This is a genomic window from Streptomyces sp. NPDC052079 (genome assembly GCF_040680275.1).
Lineage (GTDB): Bacteria > Actinomycetota > Actinomycetes > Streptomycetales > Streptomycetaceae > Streptomyces.
This window is the reverse complement of record NZ_JBFAWL010000004.1, coordinates 89274-113991: the sequence shown is the minus strand read 5'-3', so window position 1 is coordinate 113991 and position 24718 is coordinate 89274. Positions and strand designations below refer to the sequence as shown.

Below are 24718 nucleotides of genomic sequence, written 5' to 3'. Positions count from 1 at the left end.
GTTCAGCGGTTGAGTGCCGGGATGATCTCCGCGCCGTACGCGTCGATCGTCGTTTCCTGCGCGTCGTGCATGTTGTAGACGGCGAACTGGTCCACGCCCAGGTCGCGCAGCGCCTTCAGCTTCTCGATGTGCGCCTCGGCAGGGCCGAGCAGGCAGAAGCGGTCGACGATCTCGTCGGGCACGAAGTCGGTGGACGGGTTGCCGGCCCGTCCGTGGTGGCTGTAGTCGTAGCCGTGCCGTTCCTTGATGTACGCGGTCAGCGCCTCGGGGACCATGTCGGAGTGCTCGCCGTAGCGGGCGACCAGGTCGGCGACGTGGTTGCCCACCATCCCGCCGAACCATCGGCACTGCTCACGGGCGTGCGCCAGGTCGTCGCCGACGTACGCGGGGGCGGCGACGCAGATGGTGACGGCCGCCGGATCACGCCCGGCCTCCACGGCGGCGGCGCGCACCGCCTTCACCATCCACTCGGTGAGAAACGGGTCGGCGAGCTGCAGGATGAACCCGTCGGCCTTCCGCCCGGCGAGGGCGAGCGCCTTGGGCCCGTACGCCGCCATCCAGACGGGCAGCTTCCCCTCCCGCACCCACGGCAGCCGCAGCGGCTGTCCGTCGACCTCGGTCTCCCGCCCCTCGGCGAGATCGCGGATCACGCCCATGGCCTCGCTCAGACGCGCCAGGGTGTTGGGTTGGCGTCCCGCGACGCGCATCGCGGAGTCGCCGCGTCCGATGCCGCAGACGGTGCGGTTGCCGAACATGTCGTTGAGAGTGGCGAAGGTGGAGGCGGTGACCTCCCAGGTCCGGGTGCCCGGGTTGGTGACCATCGGGCCGACCTTGAGTTTCGTGGTGTTGGCCAGGATCTGGCTGTAGACGACGAAGGGTTCCTGCCACAGCACGGCGGAGTCGAAGGTCCAGCCGTGGGTGAAGCCGTTGCGCTCGGCGCGCTTCATCAGCCCGACCACCCGCGAGGCCGGCGGGTCGGTCTGCAGTACGAGTCCGAAGTCCATGGGCAGGGCTCCTAGTTGAGGTACTGACAGGTGGAACGCGGGGTGTACACGCCGTGCCCGGCGCGCCCGGTGTACTCCCGCTCGGTGATGACGGGGACTCCGCGCGAGAGGACGGTCTCGACGCGGCCGGTGATCCGCTTGCCCTCGTAGGCGGAGTAGTCGACGTTCATGTGGTGGGTCTCGGCGGAGATGACCTGCTCTGCGCCGGGGTCGTAGATCACGACGTCGGCGTCGGCGCCCGGCGCGATGGTGCCCTTCTTCGGGTACAGGCCGAACATGCGGGCCGGGGTGGCGCAGGCGATCTCGATCCAGCGCCGGCGGGAGATGTGTCCGTCGACGACGGCCTGGTGGAGCAGGTCCATGCGGTGCTCCACGCCCGGCAGACCGTTGGGGATCTTGGAGAAGTCGCCGCGGCCCAGTTCCTTCTGGCCGGTGAAGCAGAAGGGGCAGTGGTCGGTGGAGACCACCTGGAGGTCGTTGGTGCGCAGGCCCCGCCACAGCGCCGCCTGGTGCTCCTTGGGCCGCAGCGGGGTGCTGCACACGTACTTGGCGCCCTCGAAGTCCGGCTCGGCGAGGTTGTCGGTGGACAGGAACAGATACTGCGGGCAGGTCTCCCCGAAGACGTTCAGACCCTCGTCGCGGGCCCGGGCCAGCTCGGCCACCGCCTCGGTGGCGGAGACATGGACGACGTACAGCGGGGCGCCGGCGACCTGGGCGAGCCGGATGGCGCGGTGGGTGGCCTCGGCCTCGAGCAGGGCCTTGCGGACCTCCCCGTGGAAGCGGGGGTCGGTCTCGCCGCGGGCCAGGGCCTGCTCGACCAGGACGTCGATCGCGATGCCGTTCTCGGCGTGCATCATGATCAGCCCGCCGTTCTCGGCGGAGCGCTGCATGGCGCGCAGGATCTGGCCGTCGTCGGAGTAGAAGACCCCCGGGTACGCCATGAACTGCTTGAAGCTGGTCACGCCCTCCTCGACCAGCAGGTCCATCTCCTTCAGCGTCTCCTGGTTCACATCGGAGACGATCATGTGGAAGCCGTAGTCGATCGCGCAGTTTCCCTCCGCCTTGGCGTGCCAGGCGTCCAGCCCTTCCCGCAGGGGGCGTCCGACGCTCTGCACGGCGAAGTCGACGATCGTGGTGGTACCGCCCCAGGCGGCGGCGCGGGTGCCGGTCTCGAAGGTGTCGGAGGCGAAGGTGCCGCCGAACGGCAGCTCCATGTGGGTATGGGCGTCGACGCCGCCCGGAATGACGTACTTGCCGGTGGCGTCTATGGTGCGGTCGGCGGTCAGGACGCCCGCGGCACCTACGGCGGCGATGCGGCCGTCCTCGATCAGGACGTCGGCGTGGATCTCGTCGGAGGCGGTGATGACGAGGCCGCCGTGGATCAATGTGCGGCTCATTGGTCGCTCCTCGCGGTGGGTGGATGCCGGTGGTGCGGGTCCTTCAGGGGGCTGTCAGAGGGCCGTCAGGGAGCTGTCAGGGGGCCGTACGTTCCCGGGGCGCGGTCCCGGTAGAACTGCCAGCGGTCGCGGACCTCCCTGAGCTTGGCCATGTCCAGGTCGCGGACGACGAGTTCGGTCTCCTTGTCGCTCGCCGGCTCGCCGACGAACCGGGCCTCCGGGTCCACGAAGTAGCTGGTGCCGTAGAAGTCGTTGTCCCCGTACTCCTCGACGCCCACCCGGTTGATGGCGCCGACGAAGTACTCGTTGGCGACGGCCGCCGCCGGCTGTTCCAGCTGCCAGAGGTAGCCGGAGAGGCCGCGTGAGGTGGCCGAGGGGTTGAAGACGATCTCGGCGCCCGCGAGGCCCAGCGCGCGCCAGCCCTCGGGGAAGTGGCGGTCGTAGCAGATGTAGACGCCGACCTTGCCCACGGCGGTGTCGAAGACGGGCCAGCCGCTGTTGCCGGGACGGAAGTAGAACTTCTCCCAGAACCCCTTGACCTGGGGGATGTGCGTCTTGCGGTACTTGCCGAGGTAGGTGCCGTCCGCGTCGATCACGGCGGCCGTGTTGTAGAGGACTCCGGGCTGTTCCTCCTCGTACATCGGCAGGACCAGGACGATCCCCAACTCCCGGGCCAGGGACTGGAAGCGCTGAACGATCGGCCCGTCCGGGATGCGTTCGGCGTACTCGTAGAACGCCGGGTCCTGCACCTGGCAGAAATACGGCCCGTAGAACAGCTCCTGGAAGCAGAGCACTTGGGCGCCCTGGGCGGCGGCGTCGCGGGCGGCCTGCTCGTGGACCTGGATCATCGACTCCTTGTCGCCGGTCCAGGCGGTCTGGAAGACGGCGGCACGGATCATCGGACTCATCGAAACCTCCGGTCGCTCGGTGTGCGGCGAGCCTAGGGAGGGGACGAGCCTGCTTTGAGTTGCATCGTGTCACGTCTGCCGGGGTGTGGCGTGTCACCGTGTCACCCGTCGACGTCCCATGTGTCACCGCCGTTGTCGCAGGTGGGTCGCGTGTTTCAGCGCTGTTGCGCGTCGTGTGCGAGGAGCGCGATGTGGACCGAGGCGGCCTGTTCGAAGTCGTCGAGGTCCACGCCCAGGCGGGTCTGTATCGCCTCCAGCCGGCGGTAGAGCGCGGGCCGGGAGACATGGTGGAGCTGCGCGGTGCGGGATTTATTGCGGCCGGTGGCGAGGTAGGTGCGCAGCACGGACAGCAGGTCCTCGGCGGGGTCGCACAGCAGTCCGTCCAGCTCCCGCTCCGCGAAGGACTGCACCTGCGGATCGTCCCGCAACAGCCGGATCAGGCCCCGGAGATGGACGTCCCGGAGCCGGACCACGGGCGGCAGGTCCAGTGCGGCGGCGGAGTCCGCCACGGCGTCGGCCACATGCCGGGCCTCGCGCAGCCCGGCGGGCACGTCGTCGAAGTCGGTGCGGGCGCCGGCCGCCGCCACCACCGCTGGACCGGCCCCCGGCTCGGCGCGCAGCCGGGCGGCGAAGTGGCCGGTGAGGGCGTCGGCGTCCTGGTCGCGGGCGAGGCTCAGCAGCACGGCGGTCGCCGTGTCGGCGAGTTCGGCGGCGATGCCGGGCAGCCCCAGCAGACGCAGTACGCGGTCAAGCCGGGCGGCGTCCCGGCCCCGCACGACGAGCGGCACGAAGGTGCGCCGGTTCACCGGCAGCCCGGCCGCGCGCGCCCGGGGCAGCAGTTGCCTCGCCGGTACGACGCCGCTGACCAGGTCGGTCAGCAGGCTCTGCGCGGACTGTTCCTCCCAGGAGCAGGCGTTAGTGCCGCCGAGCATGCGGTGCAGCACCAGGGCCTCGGCGGCGCGGTCGGCGAGCAGCCGTCCGGTGGCGGTGTCGCCCCGGTAGCCGCACAGCACGATGCGGCCCCACCGCTCGCCCCGCCCGCCGAGTTCGGCGCGGATCCAGCCGTCGCCCTCGCCGCGGCCGGCCTGCCGGGCGATGCGTTCCCAGTCGCGCAGGACGTCGTCCACGGCGGGCCGCTCCCCCGCCGTGCCGAGGACGCGGTGGGCGAGGTTGGTGACGACGACGGGGCAGCCGCTGTGCCGGGCCACCTCGTCGAGCAGACGCTGCAGCGGGGCGCCGGTGGTGATCAGCGCGGTGAGTTCGGTGCGTACGGCCTCGGAGAGACTGACGGCGGCGAACTTGCGCCGTACCAGCCGGGACTGCACCTCCTCGGTCAACTGGGCGAAGGGGAAGGGCCGGTGGAGGACGACGAGGGGCATGCCGCACCGCTCCGCCACCCGCCGCATGGCCTCCGGCGGGGACGGGAAGGCGCGGCCGAGCCCGAGGACCACGGCGGACGCCTCGGCGCGGTGCATGGAGCGGACGTACTCGGCCTGCTTGTCCTCGTCACCGGCGAGCAGCACCCCGGTGGTGAGCACCATCTCGCCGCCGCTGAGCATCACCCCGACGTCCGCCGCCTCGGCGACGTGCACCCAGCGCACCGGCCGGTCCAGCCGCCCCGCGCCCGCCACCACCTCGGGCTCCCCGGCGAGCACCCGCTCCAGGGCGAGGACCTGCCGGACCGACAGGGCCGGTGCGGATGCCTCCCAGGTCGTCATGGCAGCGTCCTTCTGCTCGGTGTACCGCTCCTACTGGATGCTCCGCAGGGCGCGTTCGAGGATGTCCGCGCCCTCCTCGGCCTCCGCGACGTTGAGGGACAGCGGCGGGGCGATGCGCAGCGCGCTGGTGTTGTGTCCGCCGCCCTTGCCGATGAGCAGCCCGCCCTCGCGGGCCGCCTCCAGGACGGCGGACGCCGCCTCGGGGTCGGCCTCGTCGGTGCCGGGCCGGCTCAGCTCGATCCCGATCATCAGCCCGCGTCCGCGCACCTCCCGTACGGCGGGCACCTGGGCGGCGGGGGCCCGCAGCCGCTCGATGAGCAGACCGCCGACCCGGCGGGCGTTGCCCTGGAGGTCGTGCTCCAGGAGGTAGTTGAGGTTGGCCAGGCCCGCCGCCATGGTGATCTGGGTGCCGCCGAACGTCGAAATGCTGTTGGCGTCCAGGCAGTTCATGATCTCGGAGCGGGCGACGACCCCGCCGATGGACATGCCGTTGCCGATGCCCTTGGCGAAGGTGAGCATGTCGGGCGGCCCGCTGCGGCTGTGTGCCTGCCAGCCCCAGAAGTGCTCGCCGGTGCGGCCCCAGCCGGTCTGCACCTCGTCGGCGATCCACAGGATGCCCCGCTCGTGGAGCACCTCGCGGAAGGCCGCGTACAGCCCGTCGGGCGGGGAGGTGAAGCCGCCGACGCCCTGGATGGGTTCGGCGATCAGCGCGGCGGGCGGGCGGGTCTGGCCGAGGAGGTCCTTGAGGTCGTCGACGCAGGCCGCGACGAAGTCGTCGTCGTCGAGTGCGGCGAACGGGCCCCGGGTGCGCACGCCGCCGTGCACGTACAGCGTCTGGAGCGGGGAGAGCGAGGTCGGGGACCAGCCGCGGTTGCCGGTGATGCCGACCGAGCTGAAGGAGCGGCCGTGGTAGCTGTTGCGCATGGCCAGGACCGTGTTGCTGCGCCGGTAGGTGGTGGCGAGCAGCAGGGCGGTGTCGTTGGCCTCGGTGCCGGAGGTGGTGAAGAAGACCCGGGCGTCCGGGATTCCGCTCAGTTTGGCGATGCGCTCGGCGAGTTCCACCATCGGCCGGTTGAGGTAGAGGGTGGAGGAGTGGACGATCCGCCCGGCCTGTTCGCTCACCGCCTTGGTGATCTCGGGCAACGCGTGGGCGGTCATGGTGGTGAGGATGCCGCCGAAGAAGTCGAGGTAGCGGTTGCCCTCGGAGTCCCAGACGTGGCGTCCCTCGCCGTGGGTGATCTCGAGGGGCTTGTCGTAGTAGAGGGCGAGCCAGTCGGGGAGCACCGAGCGGTGGCGGCCCAGCAGGTTGTCCGTCACGGCCGCACCAGCCCCTCGTAGGCGTCGGGGCGGCGGTCGCGGTAGAAGGCCCACTGCTGCCGCACCTCTTCGATCAGGTCGAAGTCCAGGTCGCGTACCACGAGTTCCTCCTTGCTGTCGCTGGCGACGTCGCCGACGAACTGTCCGCGCGGGTCGACGAAGTACGAGGTTCCGTAGAAGTCGTTGTCCCCGTATTCCTCCACGCCCACGCGGTTGATCGCGGCCACGAAGTACTCGTTGGCGACGGCCGCGGCCGGCTGTTCCAGCCGCCAGAGGTAGGAGGACAGGCCCCGGTGGGTGGCGGACGGGTTGTAGACCAGCTGGGCGCCGTTGAGGCCGAGCTGCCGCCAGCCCTCGGGGAAGTGGCGGTCGTAGCAGATGTAGACGCCGACCTTGCCCACGGCGGTGTCGAAGACGGGCCAGCCGAGGTTGCCCGGCCGGAAGTAGAACTTCTCCCAGAAGCCCTTCACCTGCGGGATGTGGTGCTTGCGGTACTTGCCGAGGACGGTGCCGTCGGCGTCGATCACCGCCGCGGTGTTGTAGTAGTGGCCCGACTGCTCGATCTCGAACACCGGCACGACGACCACCATGCCGGTCTCCCGGGCCAGCGCCTGCATCCGGAGTGTGGTCGGGCCGTCCGGGACGGGTTCGGCCCAGCGGTAGTGCTCGGGGTCCTGGACCTGACAGAAGTAGGGCGCGTTGAACACCTCCTGGAACCCGATGACCTTCACGCCCCGCCGCGCCGCCTCGCGGGCGTGCTCCTCGTGTTTCGCCAGCATGGACTCGGTGTCGCCGGTCCAGGTCGCCTGGACCAGAGCGGCACGTACGACGTTGGTCATGAGCTGCTCCTTCGACGCGACGTCAGCGCCTCTACGCCCGTAGAAGCGGTCGTAGAGGGACGAACGTAAGCCGCTCGGACGGCCTTGCCAAGACCATCGTCGTCAAGCCCATGGAGTCGATCGCGTTTGACACCCCTGTGGGTGAGCCATCCCGGCCGCGTGCCGCGGCGCCCGGTTCGGGGCGCGGGTCACGCTCGGGGGGCGCCGCAGCGGCCACCCACCAGCGACAGCCCGGTCAGACGGCCAATCCCGCCACGCGGAGCGCGTGCAGCAGATCCTGGTGCCGCTCATCGGAAACGCCCTGTGCGGCGGTCAGCAGCAGCGGGACGAGACAGTCTGGGTCAGGGGCGGCCGTGCGGGCGGCGTCCTCCGGGGTGCGCGTCCGGACGCAGACGTCGAGCAGCGCCCGCGCCTCGCGGTGCCGCGTCTCGGCGGTCAGGGTGAGCACCGCCCGCCCGATCTCGTCGGCGGGCCGGACGACGCCCTGCCGCAGGATCTGCTCGGCGTCCTGCGCGCGGCCGGCCGCGGAGAGGGCACCGGCGACGGCGACCAGCCGCTCGATGGGCAGCGAGGCGCCGGCCTCCCACAGCAGCGCCGCCCACTCGGCGCCGACCCCCGCCCGCCGCATCTCGTCGGCGGGCCGGACGACGCCATGCCGCAGGATCTGCTCGGCATCCTGCGCGCGGCCGGCCGCGGAGAGGGCACCGGCGACGGCGACCAGCCGTTCGGTCGGCAGCGAGGCGGCGGCCTCCCACAGCAGCGTCGCCCAGTCGGCGCCGAGCCCGGCCCGCCGCATCTCGTCGGCGGACAGCGGGAAGCGCACGGCGGGCGCGTACGCGGTCTCGGTCAGCAGCGCGTGCGCCTCCCCGCCGCGCGCCTCGCGCAGGCGGGCGAGGGCCGCCACGACCCGGCCGACCTCCTGCCGGTCCACCGCGCCGGGGCACGGCTCGGGCCGGGGCGCTTCCACCCTCGGCGGCTCCGGGACCGTACGACGCGGCGAGGTCCTGGAGCAGGGACTCCAGCACGTCCCAGGGAGGCGGCTCACGCCCTTCGAGGCACGCCCGCATGCCGTCGGGGTCCCGCTGCCAGAACACCTGGCACCAGCCGCCGTACCGGTCGAGGCGTGCCGGCAGATCCCGCAGGTAGTCCGTGAACTCCCGGACCGCGTCCGGGAGTCGCTCCGCCGTCATAGTCAACTCCCGCCGGGTCCGGAGTACTCGGCTCCGTAGGCAACACCCGTCGTGTTACAGCGGCGCTACGGAGAGTTTTCCGGCGGGATGCGGGGTTCAGGCGGCGATCGGTGTGTCGGGCGCGCAGCGCTCCGCCAGCGCGTCCATCGAGAGCCCGAGCGCGCCGGCCAGCGCGGCCACGGTGAAGAACGCCGGGGTCGGCGCCCTCCCGGTCTCGATCTTCCGCAGGGTCTCCGGGGAGATCCCGGCGCGCGCCGCGACCTCCGCCATGCTGCGGTCGCCGCGCGTCTCGCGCAGCAGCCGGCCGAGCCGCTCGCCGCGTTCGCGCTCTTCGGGGGTCAAGGGGGTGCGCACCATGGGGACCATTCTAATACCGGTATAGTAATTGGCATGGTGGAACTCAAGACCGACACATCGATCGATGCCATGTATGAGGCGGGCCAGGTCGTCGCGAGCGCGCTGACGGCCGCACGAAAGGCCGCCGACGTGGGCGTCTCCCTGCTCGAGCTCGACGAGGTGGCGCGGGACGTGCTGCGCGCGGCGGGTGCGGCCTCGCCCTTCCTGGGCTACCGGCCGTCCTTCGCCCCGACCCCGTTCCCCGCGGTGATCTGCGCGTCCGTGAACGACGCGATCGTGCACGGCATCCCGGACGGGTACCGGCTGCGCGACGGAGATCTGGTCTCCATCGACTGCGGCGCCCAGCTGGACGGCTGGGCCGGGGACTCGGCCATCAGCTTCACCGTGGGCACCCCGCGCCCCGCCGACCTGCGCCTGATCGAGACCACGGAGCAGGCGCTCGCGGCAGGCATCGAGGCCGCCGTCGTCGGCAACCGCATCGGCGACATCGCCCACGCCATCGGCACGGTGTGCCGCGGCGCGGGCTACGGGATCATGGAGGACTACGGCGGCCACGGCATCGGACGCCGTATGCACGAGGACCCACCGGTGCCGAACGAGGGACGCCCGGGCAGGGGCATGCCCCTGCGGCACGGCATGTGCCTCGCGATCGAACCCATGCTGATCGGCGGCGGCACGGACACGTACCGCGCCGCGCCGGACGGCTGGACCCTGCGCACCGACGACGGCTCCCGCGCGGCGCACGCGGAACACACGGTGGCGATCACGGAGGCGGGCCCCCGCATCCTGACGGCCCGCGCGTAGCCGGAATCACCCGCGGATCCGTCCGCCCCCCCGAACTGGACATGCCTGCCCAAAAGGATCGTGTCATCGTGGGCATGAGCGAGCCCCGGCCGGGTTACCCGGCCCCGGCACGTCGACCCAGCGAAGGAACGGATGACGATGACGAATGGTTCCGTCGGCCCGGAGGGTGACCCGTTCGCAGAATTCCTCGCCCGCTTCTTCAGCGGACAGCGCCCCCGCCAGATAGACATCGGCAGGCTCCTCAGCGAGCCCGCCCGGGACATGGTGCGGGGCGCCGCCCAGTACGCCGCCGAGCACGGCAGCCGCGACCTGGACACCCAGCACCTCCTGCGCGCCGCCCTCGCCGCAGAGCCGACCCGGAGCCTGCTCAGCCGGGCGGGCGCGGATCCCGACTCGCTGGCGTCCCAGATCGACAACCGGGCGGGCCCGGCGCAGCACGGCCCGGGCGAAGCCCCGCCGCCGACCTCGATGTCCCTCACCCCCGCCGTGAAACGCGCCCTGCTGGACGCCCATGAGATGGCCCGGGCGAGCGGCGCCGGCTACATCGGCCCCGAACACGTGCTCGGCGCACTCGCCGCCAACCCCGACTCGGCCGCCGGGCACATCCTCAACGCCGCCCGGTACGCCCCCTCCGGCCCGCCGGAGGGATCCGAGGCCAAGCAGCCCCTCGCGGAACGCCCGCCGCGCCCCGCGACGAGCACCCCGACTCTGGACAAGTACAGCCGTGACCTCACCTCGCTGGCCCGGGAAGGCCGTATCGACCCGGTGATCGGGCGGGAGCAGGAGATCGAGCAGACGGTGGAGGTGCTCTCCCGGCGCGGCAAGAACAACCCGGTGCTGATCGGCGAGGCGGGTGTCGGCAAGACCGCCGTCGTGGAGGGGCTGGCCCAGCGGATCGCCGAGGGGGACGTGCCCGACATCCTCCTCGGACGGCGCGTGGTCGCCCTGGAACTGACGGCGGTCGTCGCCGGGACCCGCTACCGGGGCGACTTCGAGGAGCGGATGAACAAGATCGTGGACGAGATCCGCTCCCACTCGGACCAGCTGATCATCTTCATCGACGAGCTGCACACGGTCGTCGGCGCCGGCGGTGGGGGCGAGAGCGGCTCGATGGACGCGGGCAACATCCTCAAGCCGGCCCTGGCCCGCGGCGAGCTGCACATCGTCGGGGCGACCACCCTGGAGGAGTACCGCCGGATCGAGAAGGACGCCGCGCTGGCCCGCCGCTTCCAGCCGATCATGGTGCCGGAGCCCACCCCCGCGGACGCCATCGAGATCCTGCGCGGTCTGCGGGACCGGTACGAGGCCCACCACCAGGTCCGCTACACCGACGAGGCGCTGGTGGCCGCCGTGGAGCTGTCCGACCGGTATCTGACCGACCGCCGGCTGCCGGACAAGGCCATCGACCTCATCGACCAGGCGGGCGCCCGGGTGCGGCTGCGGTCGAGGACCAAGGGCACGGACCTACGGGCGATGGAGCGCGAGACCGAGCAGCTGACCCGCGACAAGGACCAGGCGGTCGCCGACGAGCAGTACGAGCGGGCCACCCAGCTGCGGGACCGGATCGTCGAGCTGAAGCAGCAGATCGCGCAGACCGGCGGCGGCGACGAGGTCGACGAGGGCCAGGGCCTGTCGGTGGACGCCGAGGCGATCGCCGAGGTCGTGGCCCGGCAGACGGGCATCCCGGTCAGCCGCCTCACCGAAGAGGAGAAGGACCGGCTGCTGGGCCTGGAGCAGCATCTGCACCAGCGGGTCGTCGGCCAGGAGGAGGCGGTGCGCGTCGTCTCGGACGCCGTGCTGCGCTCCCGCGCGGGGCTGGCCAGTCCCAACCGGCCGATCGGCAGCTTCCTCTTCCTCGGACCGACGGGCGTCGGCAAGACGGAACTGGCGCGGGCGCTGGCCGAGGCCCTGTTCGGCAGCGAGGACCGGATGGTCCGGCTCGACATGAGCGAGTACCAGGAGCGGCACACGGTCAGCCGTCTTGTGGGTGCCCCGCCCGGCTATGTCGGACACGAGGAGGCCGGGCAGCTGACCGAGGTGGTGCGCCGGAACCCGTATTCGCTGCTGCTGCTCGACGAGGTGGAGAAGGCCCATCCGGACGTCTTCAACATCCTGCTCCAGGTCCTGGACGACGGCCGGCTGACCGACTCGCAGGGCCGCACGGTGAACTTCAGCAACACGGTCATCGTGATGACCAGCAATCTCGGATCCGAGGTGATCACCCGGCGCGGCGCGACCCTGGGATTCGCGACCGGCGGCGCGGAGGCGGACGAGCAGGCACGGCGCGAGCAGATCCTGCGTCCGCTGCGGGAGCACTTCCGGCCCGAGTTCCTCAACCGGATCGACGAGATCGTGGTGTTCCGCCATCTGGTCGACGAGGAACTGCGGCAGATCACCAACCTGCTGCTGGAGGGCACGCGGCGCAAGCTCAAGGGCCAGGGCATCTCGGTCGACTTCACCGAAGCGGCGGTGGACTGGCTGGCCGAGCACGGCTACCAGCCCGAGTACGGCGCCCGGCCGCTGCGCCGCACCATCCAGCGCGAGGTGGACAACGAGCTCTCCCGGCTGCTCCTCGACGGCCGGGTCCGGGAGGGCGACCGGGTGACGGTGGACGTGCAGGACGGGCACCTGACGTTCCGTACGGAGGAGAAGCCGGCGCCCGAGCTGTGAGACGGGCGGACGGGCGCCCCTAACGAGCGGGACGGACCACCATCGCGGAGCCGCCGCCCCTGCGGACCTTCTCGGCCGCCGCCAGCCACGTGCCGCCGGGCAGCCGCTGGACGGCGGTGGCGGCCCCGATCTCCGGGTTCTCCCGGAAGGAGTGCCCGATGGCCTCCAGACGCGGGCGCACCTCACTGTCGTACAGGCCGGGTTCGAGGTCCGTCTGCGCCGTGTTGCGCTGGCTGGCGCGCGGCGCGGCGATCGCGTCGACCAGGGGCAGCCCGCGGTCCAGGAAGCCGGTGAGGGTCCCCAGCACGGTGGTGATGATGGTCGAGCCGCCGGGCGAGCCGAGCGCCACCACCGGCCGGTCATGGCCGTCCAGCACGATCGTCGGCGAGATCGACGACCGGGGCCGCTTGCCGGGGCCGGGCAGGTTCGGGTCGTGGACGGCCGGGTTCGCCGGCGCGAAGGAGAAGTCCGTCAGCTCGTTGTTGAGCAGGAACCCGCGCCCGGGGACGGTGATGCCGCTGCCGCCGGTCTGCTCGATGGTGAGGGTGTAGGCGACGACGTTGCCCCACCGGTCCGCGGTGGTCAGATGCGTGGTGTTCTCGCCCTCGTACGTGGCCGGCGCGGCCTCGCCGCCCGTCGCGCAGGGCCGCGGGTCGCGGGGGTCGCCGGGGGCGAGGGGGCTGGTGAGGACGGCGTCGTCCCTGATGAGGCACGCGCGGGAGTCGGCGAACCGCTGGGAGAGCAGTTCCTTCGTCGGTACGTCCTCGAAGGCGGGGTCGCCGACCCAGCGCCCCCGGTCCGCGAACGCGATGCGGCTCGCCTCGATGAGACGGTGCAGGTACTGGACGTCGCTCGCGTCGGAGAGGTCGGTGCGCTCCAGGATGTTGAGGGCCTCACCGACCGTGGTGCCGCCGGAGGAGGAGGGCGCGATGGAGTAGACGTCCAGGCCGCGGTACGAGCTCTTGGTGGGCGGCTGGAACTTGGCGCGGTAGGCGGCGAGATCGCGGGCGGACAGGTCGCCGGGGCGGGCGTTCCAGCCGGACTCCGGGTCCACGGGCGGCTTGTTGACCGTGCTCACGATGTCCCGGCCGATGTCGCCGCGGTACAGGGCGTCGACGCCCTTGCGGCGCAACTCCTGGTAGGTGCGGGCCAGATCGCGGTTCTTGAAGGTGGAGCCGACGACCGGGAGTTCCCCGCCGGGGAGGAACAACTCGGCCGTGTCGGGGAAGTGACGGAAGCGGGTCTCGTTGGCGGCGGTCTGCGAGCGGAAGGTGCCGTCGACGGTGAAGCCCTCGCGGGCGAGGCGTTCGGCGGGCTTGAGGACCGTGTCCAGGCCGCGTCTGCCCCAGGCGTCGAGCGCCCGCTGCCAGGTGGCGGGCGTGCCGGGGGTGCCGACCCCGAGTCCGCTGCTGACGGCCTCGGCGAACGGGACCGGCTGCCCGTTCTCCAGGAACAGTCCGGCGTCGGCGGTGAGCGGGGCGGTCTCGCGGCCGTCGAGGGTGTGGACCGTGCGGGAGCGGGCGTCGTAGTGGACGAAGTAGCCGCCTCCGCCGATGCCCGCCGAGTAGGGCTCGGTGACGCCGAGGGCGGCGGCCGTGGCGACGGCCGCGTCGACGGCGTTGCCGCCCTTCCTCAGGACCTCGATCCCGGCGGCGGAGGCGTCGGCGTCGACGCTGGCGACCGCACCGCCGTGGCCGACGGCCACCGGGACCTTGGGGGCGTGCGGGGTGTGCCCGTCGGGCGGCGCGGCCGCCACCACCGACACGACGGCGGCACCGACCGCCAGGACTGCGAGACTCCGTGCGACAGGGCGACGCATCCGCACCTCCGGTAAAGGGCCGTCCGGCGCAGCTTAGTTCGTCGCCATGCCCTCGTCAGCTCGCCGGGCGTGCCGCACCGGCGGTCTCGGCCCCTTGGCGTGGACCGTGACCACGATGGGCGGCCCATCGGTGGCCTGCCGCTCGGTCGCGGTGGGACGCGCCGGGACCGCCGCGCTGCCGCCGGTGCCGTTGCCCGAGGTGCAGCCCGCCGCCGCCAGCAGGGCGAGGATCCAGGCCCCTGTCCCCCGAAGGTGACGGTCGTCGAACACGGGTTTGCGTCGGCCCGCTAGCATGCGCGCCCATGACTGACGACGTACGCAATATCGTTCTGGGTGTGGTGGCCGCGGGCATCAGTGCCGCGCTGGGCTGGATCGCCCGTACCTATCTGTGGAAGCGGAAGCTCCGGCGCAAGCAGAACTTCTTCGGCCTGCCGGCGAACTCCGAGTCGCTGCTCGTCGTCAACCGCGATTCGGCGACGGCGGAACCGGCCGTGCACCGCTTCGACGTGTTCGCGCTATTGGAACTTTCCGCGCTGATCAAGGACTGCGGGGCGCACGCGCAGGTGGTCACCCAGGACGCGGCGCAGCAGGGCTTCGGGGAGCGGACCGAGTTCTGCGTCGGCGGTCCGGGGTCGAACCGCAGAATGGTCGCTCACATGGCGGCCATGCTGCCGGGGGTGCGGGTCAACGTCGATCCGGAGCCGGGACCGGACCGGGGGGCCTTCCAGATCGGCTCCGAGCGCTACCGCATGGACCCGGGCGTCACCGAGTACGTCCTGCTGGCCCGGCTGACCGCGGGTGAACGGCGCGAGACGCGGCCGGTGTTCCTTTTTTGCGGCCAGCGCGCGATCACCAACCAGGCCGCCACCCGCTATCTCGCCCGCAACCACGAGCGGCTGGCCCGCAAGCACGGGTCCCACTCCTTCGTCCTGCTGCTGAAGGTGATCAACTCGCAGGCCTACGGCCCCGATGTGGTCGAACTCGTGGCGGATGTGACCAAGGCGGCCCAGACCCCGCTGCCGGCCCCGGCTCCGGCGTCGCACAAGGCGAACCGGGCGGACTGACCGGCCCGGCACCACCCGTCCGGCGCGCAGCTGACCTTCTCCTCACCGGCGGACGACCCGTCGTACGGGTCGGTTCGCCGTGCGAGCAGTGATCTCCGGCTGCCGCCGGACGGGACTGGCCTCTGGGACCGACTCCGCCGCGGGCGGGTCCCCGGCGGATCCCTCCCGGCGGCGGTGTCCGCTCTCCTGGCGCGAAGTCCCCTCCCCCACCGGGATGGAGGGAACATCGTAGTCGAGGTCCGGACGGACGGGTCCGTGAATGTCACCCGCTCAGTGCTTGAGGATCTTCGAGAGGAATTCCCTGGCCCGGTCGCTGCTCGGGCTGCTGAAGAACACGTCGGGTGCGCGGTCCTCGAGGATCCGGCCGTCGGCCATGAAGACCACCCGGTTGGCGGCCGACCGGGCGAAGCCCATCTCGTGCGTGACCACGATCATGGTCATGCCGTCGTCGGCCAGTTGGCGCATGACCTCCAGGACCTCGCTGATCATCTCCGGGTCCAGCGCGGAGGTCGGCTCGTCGAAGAGCATCGCCTTGGGGTCCATGGCCAGCGCCCGCGCGATCGCCACGCGCTGCTGCTGGCCTCCCGAGAGCTGCGCGGGGTACTTGTCGGCCTGGTCGGCGACGCCGACACGGTCCAGGAGCGCCCGCGAGCGCCGGTCGGCGTCCTCCTTCTTGCGTCCGCGGACCTTGACCTGGCCCAGCGAGACGTTCTGCAGCACCGTCTTGTGGGCGAAGAGGTTGAACGACTGGAAGACCATGCCCACGTCGGCACGCACCCGCGCCAGCGCCTTGCCCTCGTGCGGCAGCGGCTGCCCGTCGACCAGGATCGTGCCGGACTGGACGGTCTCGAGCCGGTTGATGACCCGGCACAGGGTCGACTTCCCCGACCCCGAGGGGCCGATGACGACCACCACCTCCCCTCGGCCCACGGTGAGGTCGATGTCCCGCAGGACATGCAGGTCCCCGAAGTACTTGTTGACGCTGTGCAGTTCGATCAGCGGATCGACGGCCATACCCACCCCTGCTCGTTCTCCGTCGTGCGGTGGCCGCCGCAACGTATCCAGGCAAGATCGCCGGGAGCGTGCGACACGCACTTTCCGCTCATTAGCCGTATTTACGGCGGACGGTGGGGCGGGCCGGGGACGGACGGCCGGCCAGCCGGGGACGGACCGCGGGCCGGGCGTCAGGCCTCCGCGACCTCCCCGTACAGCTGCGACAGCTCGGGCACTCCGTTGGCCGCCCACTCGTGCCCCGAGTCCACGACGTCGAACTCCCGGCCGGAGGTGAGCCGTACGACCGGCTGCCCGTCGGAACGGATCTCCCAGGCGGCCCCCGGCACGGTGCGCACGATGACGGTGCCGAGATACAGCCCCGCGTCGTTGCCCAGCCAGTCCGACGTCTCCTCGTCGTCCCGCCAGCGCGGGACCAGCTGGTCCAGCGCCGCCAACGAGGCCGGGGAGTCGTCCAGTCGGACCCCCGCCCGGTATGCCTGGGAGCGCAACAGCTCACATTCGGCGAGCAGTTCGCCGATGCCCTCGGAGTCGGGGAACCCGATCTTCCGGCGCCGATTGCCCAGGAATGGGATGTTCATACGTCCAGCCTGTCATCCATACCACCCCGCGCACCACAGGGCGCGCGGGACGGTACGGCGGCCGGCTACACGTCCAGGTCCACCACGACCGGTGCATGGTCCGAGGCGCCCTTGCCCTTGCGCTCCTCGCGGTCGACGTAGGAGTCCGTGACCGCCTTCGCGAACGGCGCGTTGCCGTACACCAGGTCGATGCGCATCCCGCGGTTCTTGGGGAAGCAGAGCTGGCGGTAGTCCCAGTACGTGAAGGGCTGCTCGTACTTGAGGGGGCGCGGCACCACGTCGGTCAGGCCGGCCTGGCGCAGGGAGGCGAGGGCGGCGCGCTCGGCGGGGGTGACATGCGTGGAGCCCTCGAAGGCGGACCGGTCGTAGACGTCGTCGTCGGTCGGTGCCACGTTGTAGTCGCCCATGACCGCGAACGGGCGGCTGCCCGCCGCGTCGCCGGCCACGGCGGCCTTCAGGGCCTCGAACCACTGGAGCTTGTAGACGTAGTGGGGGTGCTCCACCTCGCGTCCGTTCGGCACGTACACCGACCAGACGCGGACCGGGCCGCAGGTCGCGGAGATGGCGCGAGGTTCGACGATGCCGTCGAAACCGGGGTCGCCCGGCAGCCCCTTGACGACGTCCTCCAGGCCCACCTTGGAGAGCACCGCCACGCCGTTCCACCGGCCGTTGACGTGCACCGCCGACTCGTAGCCCAGTTCGCGCAGCTGCTCCGCCGGGAACTGCTCCTCGGAGACCTTGGCCTCCTGGAGGCAGAGCACGTCCGTGCCGCTGCTCTCCAGCCAGGCCAGGAGCCTCGGCAGGCGGGCGGTGATCGAGTTCACGTTCCAGGTCGCGATGCGCATGCTCCACAACCTACCCGGCGGGTCTGACAACGCCCGCCGGCCGCCCGTCCGCCTACAGCTCGGCGGAGCCGCCCGGGGCGAGCCGCAGGTGCTCGGCGCCGCCGAGGGCGCCGATCTGGCGGTCGTAGATCGGGCGGGCGAGGTCGGTGAGCAAGGCGTCGTGGATGTCGTAGGCACGCGCCGGACGTACCTCGCGGACGTAGTCGATGACCTCCGAGATCTTGTTCCAGGGGGCCATGACGGGCAGCATCAGCGTCTCAACCGGGGTGTCGGGGACGGTGAACGCGTCACCGGGGTGGAAGATCTTCCCGCCGTCGACGAGGTAGCCGACGTTGGTGATGCGCGGGATGTCCGGGTGGATCACCGCGTGGAGTTCGCCGTGCACCCGGATGTCGAAACCGGCGGTGGTGAAGGTGTCGCCGTGGCCGACGGTGTGCACGCGTCCCGGGAACGCCGCCGAGATCTGGTCCGCGACGGATTTCAGGGTCCAGATCTCGGCTGCCGGATTCGCCTCCAGGGCGGCCCGCAGCCGCCCCTCGTCGAAGTGGTCGGCGTGCTCGTGCGTGACCAGGACGGCTTCCGCGCCGAGGGCGGCGTCCTCCTCGCTGAACCCTCCCGGGTCGATGACGAGCACCCGTCCGTCCTTCTCCAGCCGGACGCAGGCGTGCGACTTCTTCGTGAGCTTCATACGTCCATCCTGCCTCCGCTGCCGCCGCCGCGCGGCACGACCGGGCCGCTCACTCCTGGGGCGTGGTCTCCTCGCGGACGACCTGCTGCGCCACCCGGAAGGCGTTGTTCGCCGCCGGGACGCCGCAGTAGACGGCCGCCTGGAGCAGCACCTCCTTGATCTCGGCGGGGGTGAGCCCGTTGCGCAGGGCGGCCCGGGTATGGAGGGCGAGCTCCTCCAGATGACCGCCGGCGACGAGGGCGGTGAGGGTGACACAGCTGCGGGTGCGCCGGTCGAGTCCGGGGCGGTCCCAGACCTCGCCCCAGGCGTAGCGGGTCACGAGTTCCTGGAAGTCGCCGGAGAAGTCGTCGGTCGCCGCCAGCACCCGGTCGACGTGCGCGTCGCCGAGGACCTCGCGGCGCACCTTGATCCCGGCGTCGAGGGGGTCCGGTCTGCCCTGCGGCTCCTGCGGCACGGCCGCCGGGGCGATCTCGGCGACCGGGGCGCTCCGGGCGGGGACAACGACGGCCGGCCCCGGCTGTACCGGCGCCGCGGGCAGGGCGACCTGGCCGGTGGCGGACTCGAAGGCGGGCTGCCACGCGGTGGAGAAGTGCCGCACCAGCAGATCGGTGACGGCGGCCGGCTGCTCCACCGGCACCAGGTGGGAAGCACCGGGTACGACGGCGAGGCGGGCGTCCGGGACGCCTGCGACGAGGGTGCGGGCCTCGGCGGGGCCGGTGACCTGGTCCTCGGAGCCGACCAGCACCAGGGTCGGCACGCCGACGCTGCCGAGCTCCGCGCGCACGTCGAACGAGGCGAGTGCCTCGCAGGCGGCGATGTAGCAGCCGGGGTCGGTGGTGCGCACCATCTGCACGGCCCACTCGGTGATCGCGGGCTGCGCGGCGGCGAAACCGCCGGTGAACCAGCGTTCGGGCGCGGAGCGGGCCATGGGATCGAGCCCGTTCGTCCGCACGATCACCCCCCGCCGGCGGAACTCGTCCGCCGTGCCGAAGCGGGGCGAGGCGGCGATCAGCGCGAGGGACGCCAGGCGCTCGGGATGGCGCAGGGCCAGTTCGATCCCGACGGCGCCGCCGAGCGCACAGCCCGCGTATCCGAAGCGCTGCACGCCGAGGCCCTCGAGGGTGGTGAGCAGCCGCGCGGTGAGCTCGGCGACGGAGCCCGCGGGGTGCGCGGGGGCGCCTCCGTGTCCCGGCAGATCGAACCGGAACACACGCCACTGCTTCATCAGCTCGGGCACCTGCCGGTCCCACATGTGCCATGTGGTACCCAGTGAGGGACCCAAGATCAGGACCGGAGCGTCTTCTGGCCCGTCAAAGCGGTATTGCAGGGTGTTCGGTGGTGTCTCACTCACGCCCCCAGACCCTCTCACGTCTCACGAAATCTCACACAGCCCGGGGAAGCCGGGCGGCTCGATGCACTCGAGGATCGACTCGTCGGGCACTGCCGACGGCCTCGTCGATCGAGTCTGAGCCTTTCAGCGTGTACACGCGTCCCTGACGCAGCGTCACCTCCCGGCCGCACTCTCTCTCCTGGTCCTCGCGTCGACGCGCTGCCTCCTCCATCAGTACAGCTGCCAGCTGTTCCGAGTTTGCGGCAAAGCATGTGGTGCCGTCCCGAAGGACGGGACGACGTAGCGGGAGACCTTTCGGACCGCTCCGATCTCCACCTGAAAACCGCCCTTGGGAAACGCCGCCGAACTCACGCACGACCCTCCGCCTCACCGTGCAGGCCATCCCATGTGGTGGCGGCTTCGCGGAGGTCTTCCACGTCTGGCTTCACGTACCACTTCTTCGTGGTCTTCACGTTCGTGTGCCCGGCCCACCCGGCGAAGAAGTGATCCGGCACGCCGTGTTGGCAAGGAAAGTGAGGCAGGAGGCACGAGCATCGTAGAGACGTACTCTGCACAAGCCAAGGCCCTCCACACGCTGCTGCGCCGGATCCGGCGCTTTGGCTCCTCGATGGGCAGCCCCTTGTTCCCCGGACACTGTCCTCTGACACCACCTGATCGTATGCCAGGAAAGTTGGATAGCCACACGATGCCGGCCATTTTGATCTTGCGCCTGTACGGTTTGGGGGCAGGCTGAGAGATCTGGCCCTTGCGTCCGCGATGTTGCATCGTCGGCCTTTGAGCCTGCCTTCTTCGAGTCCAGGCAGCGACGGCTTCGGCCCTTGCATCATGCGTCGTCCGCGCTTATCACCGCCGCAAAGAGTCACCGGGCCAGGCCACGCCAGCCGATCGCACCATCGGCCGTGGGCACGCCCGGCAGCATTTCCTGTGCAGCGCTCAGCCTTCGATGTGGTAACGGCTCTGGGACACGACGGCTTGGCGGATCTTGGTGGTGAAGTCGGGGGTACGGGCGATCCGGTCTACGCCGCCGGCCTTGTTGCGGCGCAGAACGCTTTTGAAGCTCTGCTCCAGAGTGCCTGTCATGCGGAACATCAAGTCATCGTTGAGGTGCCCAGGGTCGATGTTGAGCAGGTCTCGCGGCGAAGGCTGCCGCAGCCGAGTGAGTGTGTAGGCGGACATGGCTGCCAGCGGGTAGAGCCAGTTCTCCAGCGAATCGCCCAGCAAGGGCCGGTCTTCGGCATAGCGGGCGAGGAACGCGCGCAGCCTGGTGTGCACATCGAGGCACAAGGGGTAGATGTCCAGGTCGTGCCGAGGGGAGAAGATCTGCGCGTAGTGCTGGTCGTCGAGCAGTAGCGCGTCAGAGTGCCGCAGCGCGGTATGTGGTTCGCGCAGAACGAAGGCGGTGAACTCCCGGGCAAGTCTGGCCATGCTGACGACCCGATCGAGGGGGAACCCAAGGTTGCGGTAGTAGCTGGCTCGGCGCTCGTAGTAGTAGCCGCCCGCCTGCCCGAGGCTCTCTTCGATGTCCTTCTGAATGGACTCGGTGGCTCTCAATGCGCCGGCGGGCAGCTGGGTCTGGCTGTTGGTCGCTCGGATGATGCGGTCGCGAGCCGTGCCGGATTCAGGCGCGACGACGATCTTGACGAGGAGGGACCGGTCGCGGTGCTGACCACCGTTTTGAATGTAGCTGTAGATCTCGTGGCTGGTCTGGAGCCCGTTGACGATCTGAGGCTCTTTGACCACGATCCTCTTGCCGGCGATCTGGGCAGCGTCCGCGACGACGGTGACACCGTTGTTGAACCACCAGAAGTCCTCGCCGGTCCCGGACTTCAGGGTTTCGCCGATGGCATTGTTCACGGCCGTAGACCCGGCGTAGTCGCGCACGTTGGACTCGAACAGCTCCAAGCGCAACGCCTCGTTATCGGACGTGATGAAGCGGTAATACTCGTCCAGCCGCGCCAGACAAACATATCCCTCGCCGAGCGATGTACTCATCGGCGTTTCGGTGAACACTAGCTGTGCGACAGCTTTGGCTCCGCGGGCAGTCCGCTCGCGCAGGTCAGCGGCGCTGAGATATTCAAGGTCGGCCCGCGTGTCGGAAGTGATCTTCGCCAGTTGGCGTCTGAGCCTGTCGCCCTTGGCCTTGACGTTGGGGTGCGGCGTCTCTGCCGACTTGTTGGCATAGATGACCTTGATGCGAACTTGCGGGAAGGACGATGCCAGTTCTTCGAGGATACGCAGAAAGCGACGCGTGCGTTCGAGCAGCTTGGCGTTGGTGTGGGCGACCAGGTCTTCCTCGTCCCGGCCCATGTCCAGCAGAGCAGGCAGATGAAAGTGTAGTTTTTCGATCACCGACTCCTGGTATCCCGAGGAGTTCTTCGCCTGCAAGATGACCAGCTCGATCTTGCCGGCACGCGACGGGAGAAACTGATGTGCATCAGCGGTGATGTAGCGCTCGTCCACGAACGTCCAAATGCCGTCGATGCCGCAATCATGCGCGCCGTCGACGATGCCGTCCGTGATCTCGTCGTTGTCCAGGTCCCAGTCCTGCAGAGCCTTGTCCGCGGCGAAGAACGTGAAGAAGTCGTCCCGGTTCTTGTCCGGCGCCAGCTTGCGATGCTGGTCCTCCAGGATGCGTTCCAACAACCGCTGATCATTGCTTTGCACCGACACCACGCAAGGCCCCCCAACGTCACCTGCCAGTGAGATATTGACAGGTCCGACCGGCTATGAACAGGTCGCGCACGGATTTCCGAGCACCCCTCCCCGAACCAGCCATGGACCAGGCTGCTCCGCGAGCCACCGGCGACTCTCACCCTCCCAGGTCCGATGTGGCTGGATGGTCGCGTGCACGCTCAGCCATCCGCGCGCCCTTGAAAGGACAGCCAGAGCCGGGACACCGAGGCTGAACTTTGCAGTAGCGGACAGTGTGCGCCGCAGTCGATCGCGCACAGTTCCCAGACCGCACGCTGCGGCTCAACCCTGGAGGCTTGTTGTCACAGCGTCCCCGCCTCCGTACTCGAAGAGGAAGAGTCCGAAGTGAAAGGACGCCCAAGACAGACGCAGAAAACCCACCCACTCAAGAGCCCTGCCGGACCACCTACGGAGCTTCTCGTCGAACGCCGCGATCACACGCGGGTCACCAAGTGCGTCGACGCCCCCAGATCAAAACGCTATGAGCTGGCCTTACACGGTCGCCCTGGACTGACGTGGACGCCGCGGGGCGCGGCACGCCCGGTATTGCCGAGACCCTCGTGGGTCCACGTACGAGTTCTTCGATGTGCACGCCTGACTGTGGGAACAGTGCGTCCTCCCGGCTCGCGCACCCTCCCAATCCCTGCGCCCCACAGCTTCCCACCCTCGGCACGGCTTCCAGAGGGTCTGGTGCGCAGCAAAGCGTGTAGTCCCGTCTCCAAGGATCGGCATGACGCACCTGAAACTTCCGGGATTCACCAGCGAACAGCCCGAACGCCAGACGGCGGGCAAGCTCTTCCTTCCCCCGCAGGAAGGGAGACGTTGGCCGTAGCCTGGCCGCCCCTCCGCCGTTGCCGTCCCTGGCACGCTTGCCCCTCCGTCGCAGCACCGTGCAGGGCATCCCTCCGGTGGCGCGGTCAGGACGCCGCAGCTTGCCGAACACGGTCCGGTCACTGACGCGGAGCCCATGGCGCCGATTTCCCGTCCCAACCGATCCGGCGGAATTGTCGTATTCGGTACGACATGCCGGCGCTCCTCTGGCAGCCTGTCGACGACGGCATGACGAGGAGAGCGGGGGGCAGGGATGGATGAGGTGGTCCTTGACGTGGCCCGGGCCATCCGGCCGTATCTTCCGGGCTTGGTAGGAGAGGACGCGCCGCGATGGGACCTGCGGATCGTCACGCTGCTCAACCAGGCACGGGACGGCGTGGACGTCGACGAGGCCGTCCTGGAACTGCTCGGCGAATCGCCGGCGACGCTGGCATGGGCGGCGTCCGTGCTGGAGGACGAGCGGCATCTGCCTCCGGACCTCCAGCCCATAGCCGTGCGCTCGGCGGACAAGACGGGATACTCCCCGCTGGCCAATCCGCACGGCGGCGATCCCGTGGACGCCCAGCGGTACCTCTGTCCCGAGGACGGCGCCTACGCGTGGTGGCGCACGTCGGTCGGGCAAGAGATACCCGAGTGTCCCGATCACCCGGATGTCAGGTTGGTCGCGAGTTGAAGGCGTACTGAGCATGGGGGCGTTCTGGTCGGGGGTGGGCGGCAAGCTCGCCGAGCGCTGGGCCGCGGTCGCGTTGCCCGCCCTGATGTTCTGGCTGGGTGGGCTGCTCGCCTGGACACTCGCCCGAGGCGGGCCCCACGCGTGGGAGGCACCCGCACACTGGCTCGGACGGCAACCCGCCGGTGGGCAGGCGGTCATACTGCTCGCGGTGCTCTGCGCCGTCGGCGCCAGCGGAGTCGTCGTCGACCGGTTGACCGGACCCGTCCTCACACTGCTGGAGGGCTATTGGCCCGCGCCGCTGCGGCCGGTCCGCCGACGGCTGGTCCGGCGGGCGTCGCGCAGGGCGCGCGCTGCCGAGGAGGAGTTCCAGGCACTCGCCGAGGCGATACACGATGGCAGCGCCACTCCCGAACAGCGCGAACGCTACACGTCCGTCGACCAACGCCTGCGGCGCCTGCCCACCCGGCCGCGCATGCTGCCCACGCAGGTCGGCAACGTTCTGCGGGCCGCGGAGACCCGCCCCATCGACAAGTACGGCCTGGACGCCGTGGTGGTCTGGCCCTGTCTGTGGCTGCTGCTCCCGGACACCGTACGGGCCGAACTGACCGGCGCTCGCCGGTCCTTGGACACCTCGGTCGGCGCCTGCGTGTGGGGACTGCTCTTCCTCGGCTTCACCCCCTGGACACCGTGGGCCCTGCCCGCCGGGCTCGCCGTCGCCCTCTCCGCGGCGTTCGTCTGGGTTCCGGCCAGGGCCGAGGTCTTCGCCGACCTGCTGGAAGCCTCCTTCGACCTGCACCGGAGCGCGCTGTACGCCCAGTTGCGCTGGCCGCTGCCGGCCAATCCCGCCGAGGAACGCGTCACGGGGCGCAGGATCACGACGTACCTCCTACGCGGACTCGATGGGACGAGTCCCACATTCACCAGTGCCGAGCCCCCGAATTCGCCGACGACACCTTAGAG

General features: G+C 70.5%; 21 protein-coding genes. 5 read left to right on the top strand and 16 right to left on the bottom strand.

The window, feature by feature from the left end:
* Positions 1-2 precede the first annotated feature (2 nt).
* The 8 genes from AB0L56_RS09765 to AB0L56_RS09730 form a co-directional block, all read right to left on the bottom strand.
* The gene (locus AB0L56_RS09765) at positions 3-1004 is read right to left on the bottom strand and encodes a TIGR03842 family LLM class F420-dependent oxidoreductase (RefSeq protein WP_365420968.1); all 1002 of its coding nucleotides are present in this window, start codon (positions 1002-1004) and stop codon (positions 3-5) included.
* An 11-nt stretch (positions 1005-1015) separates the two neighbouring features.
* Positions 1016-2401: a dihydropyrimidinase gene (gene hydA, locus AB0L56_RS09760; protein WP_365420965.1), complete on the bottom strand. Its 1386-nt coding sequence runs from the start codon at positions 2399-2401 to the stop codon at positions 1016-1018.
* 65 nt (positions 2402-2466) lie between these two features.
* Positions 2467-3309 carry a nitrilase-related carbon-nitrogen hydrolase gene (locus AB0L56_RS09755; RefSeq protein ID WP_365420962.1) on the bottom strand — a complete coding sequence of 281 codons (843 nt, stop codon included), beginning with the start codon at positions 3307-3309 and terminating at the stop codon, positions 2467-2469.
* 155 nt (positions 3310-3464) lie between these two features.
* On the bottom strand, positions 3465-5027 hold the full coding sequence (locus AB0L56_RS09750; RefSeq protein WP_365420959.1) for a PucR family transcriptional regulator: 1563 nt from the start codon (positions 5025-5027) through the stop codon (positions 3465-3467).
* Between the two features lie 30 nt (positions 5028-5057).
* Entirely contained in the window at positions 5058-6344 is a 1287-nt protein-coding gene (locus AB0L56_RS09745) for an aspartate aminotransferase family protein (RefSeq protein ID WP_365420956.1), read from the bottom strand.
* Positions 6341-7183 carry a nitrilase-related carbon-nitrogen hydrolase gene (locus AB0L56_RS09740; RefSeq protein ID WP_365420954.1) on the bottom strand — a complete coding sequence of 281 codons (843 nt, stop codon included), beginning with the start codon at positions 7181-7183 and terminating at the stop codon, positions 6341-6343. Before AB0L56_RS09740 ends, AB0L56_RS09745 begins: the two co-directional genes overlap by 4 nt.
* Before the next feature lie 235 nt (positions 7184-7418).
* The gene (locus AB0L56_RS09735; RefSeq protein WP_365420951.1) at positions 7419-8150 is read right to left on the bottom strand and encodes a hypothetical protein; all 732 of its coding nucleotides are present in this window, start codon (positions 8148-8150) and stop codon (positions 7419-7421) included.
* Between the two features lie 319 nt (positions 8151-8469).
* The gene (locus AB0L56_RS09730; protein ID WP_190163791.1) at positions 8470-8730 is read right to left on the bottom strand and encodes a helix-turn-helix transcriptional regulator; all 261 of its coding nucleotides are present in this window, start codon (positions 8728-8730) and stop codon (positions 8470-8472) included.
* Positions 8731-8763: 33 nt separating this feature from the next.
* Here AB0L56_RS09730 and map point away from each other — a divergent pair, with 33 nt between their 5' ends.
* Positions 8764-9534 (top strand): type I methionyl aminopeptidase, encoded by a 771-nt coding sequence (gene map / locus AB0L56_RS09725; protein ID WP_365420946.1) that lies wholly within the window; start codon positions 8764-8766, stop codon positions 9532-9534.
* Positions 9535-9672: 138 nt separating this feature from the next.
* A complete protein-coding gene (locus AB0L56_RS09720) occupies positions 9673-12204 on the top strand; it encodes an ATP-dependent Clp protease ATP-binding subunit (RefSeq protein ID WP_365420943.1) in 2532 nt (843 codons plus the stop codon).
* A gap of 19 nt (positions 12205-12223) precedes the next feature.
* On the opposite strand, the gene ggt is transcribed toward AB0L56_RS09720, so the two are convergent.
* Both ggt and AB0L56_RS09710 read right to left on the bottom strand, forming a co-directional pair.
* The gene (gene ggt / locus AB0L56_RS09715) at positions 12224-14023 is read right to left on the bottom strand and encodes a gamma-glutamyltransferase (protein WP_365420940.1); all 1800 of its coding nucleotides are present in this window, start codon (positions 14021-14023) and stop codon (positions 12224-12226) included.
* 33 nt (positions 14024-14056) lie between these two features.
* Positions 14057-14317: a hypothetical protein gene (locus AB0L56_RS09710; RefSeq protein WP_365420937.1), complete on the bottom strand. Its 261-nt coding sequence runs from the start codon at positions 14315-14317 to the stop codon at positions 14057-14059.
* 8 nt (positions 14318-14325) lie between these two features.
* Between AB0L56_RS09710 and AB0L56_RS09705 the strand changes: the two genes are divergently transcribed.
* Positions 14326-15087, top strand: a complete 762-nt coding sequence (locus AB0L56_RS09705) for a hypothetical protein (protein WP_365420935.1) — start codon at positions 14326-14328, stop codon at positions 15085-15087.
* A gap of 270 nt (positions 15088-15357) precedes the next feature.
* Here the strand turns inward: AB0L56_RS09705 and AB0L56_RS09700 are convergent, their stop codons facing one another.
* From AB0L56_RS09700 to AB0L56_RS09675, 6 genes are all read right to left on the bottom strand, one after another.
* Positions 15358-16101 carry an amino acid ABC transporter ATP-binding protein gene (locus AB0L56_RS09700; protein WP_365420932.1) on the bottom strand — a complete coding sequence of 248 codons (744 nt, stop codon included), beginning with the start codon at positions 16099-16101 and terminating at the stop codon, positions 15358-15360.
* Positions 16102-16271: 170 nt separating this feature from the next.
* On the bottom strand, positions 16272-16679 hold the full coding sequence (locus AB0L56_RS09695; protein ID WP_365420929.1) for a DUF6278 family protein: 408 nt from the start codon (positions 16677-16679) through the stop codon (positions 16272-16274).
* 65 nt (positions 16680-16744) lie between these two features.
* Positions 16745-17524, bottom strand: a complete 780-nt coding sequence (locus tag AB0L56_RS09690; protein ID WP_365420926.1) for an exodeoxyribonuclease III — start codon at positions 17522-17524, stop codon at positions 16745-16747.
* Between the two features lie 52 nt (positions 17525-17576).
* The gene (locus AB0L56_RS09685) at positions 17577-18212 is read right to left on the bottom strand and encodes an MBL fold metallo-hydrolase (protein ID WP_365420923.1); all 636 of its coding nucleotides are present in this window, start codon (positions 18210-18212) and stop codon (positions 17577-17579) included.
* Between the two features lie 49 nt (positions 18213-18261).
* Entirely contained in the window at positions 18262-19563 is a 1302-nt protein-coding gene (gene pcaC / locus AB0L56_RS09680) for a 4-carboxymuconolactone decarboxylase (RefSeq protein WP_365420920.1), read from the bottom strand.
* 933 nt (positions 19564-20496) lie between these two features.
* The gene (locus tag AB0L56_RS09675) at positions 20497-22236 is read right to left on the bottom strand and encodes an AIPR family protein (protein ID WP_361037821.1); all 1740 of its coding nucleotides are present in this window, start codon (positions 22234-22236) and stop codon (positions 20497-20499) included.
* Positions 22237-23392: 1156 nt separating this feature from the next.
* Between AB0L56_RS09675 and AB0L56_RS09670 the strand changes: the two genes are divergently transcribed.
* Together AB0L56_RS09670 and AB0L56_RS09665 are read left to right on the top strand one after the other, a co-directional pair.
* Positions 23393-23758, top strand: coding sequence for a hypothetical protein (locus tag AB0L56_RS09670; protein ID WP_365420917.1), 366 nt, complete (start codon positions 23393-23395; stop codon positions 23756-23758).
* Between the two features lie 13 nt (positions 23759-23771).
* Positions 23772-24716 carry a hypothetical protein gene (locus tag AB0L56_RS09665; protein WP_365420914.1) on the top strand — a complete coding sequence of 315 codons (945 nt, stop codon included), beginning with the start codon at positions 23772-23774 and terminating at the stop codon, positions 24714-24716.
* The last annotated feature ends 2 nt before the right edge of the window (positions 24717-24718 follow it).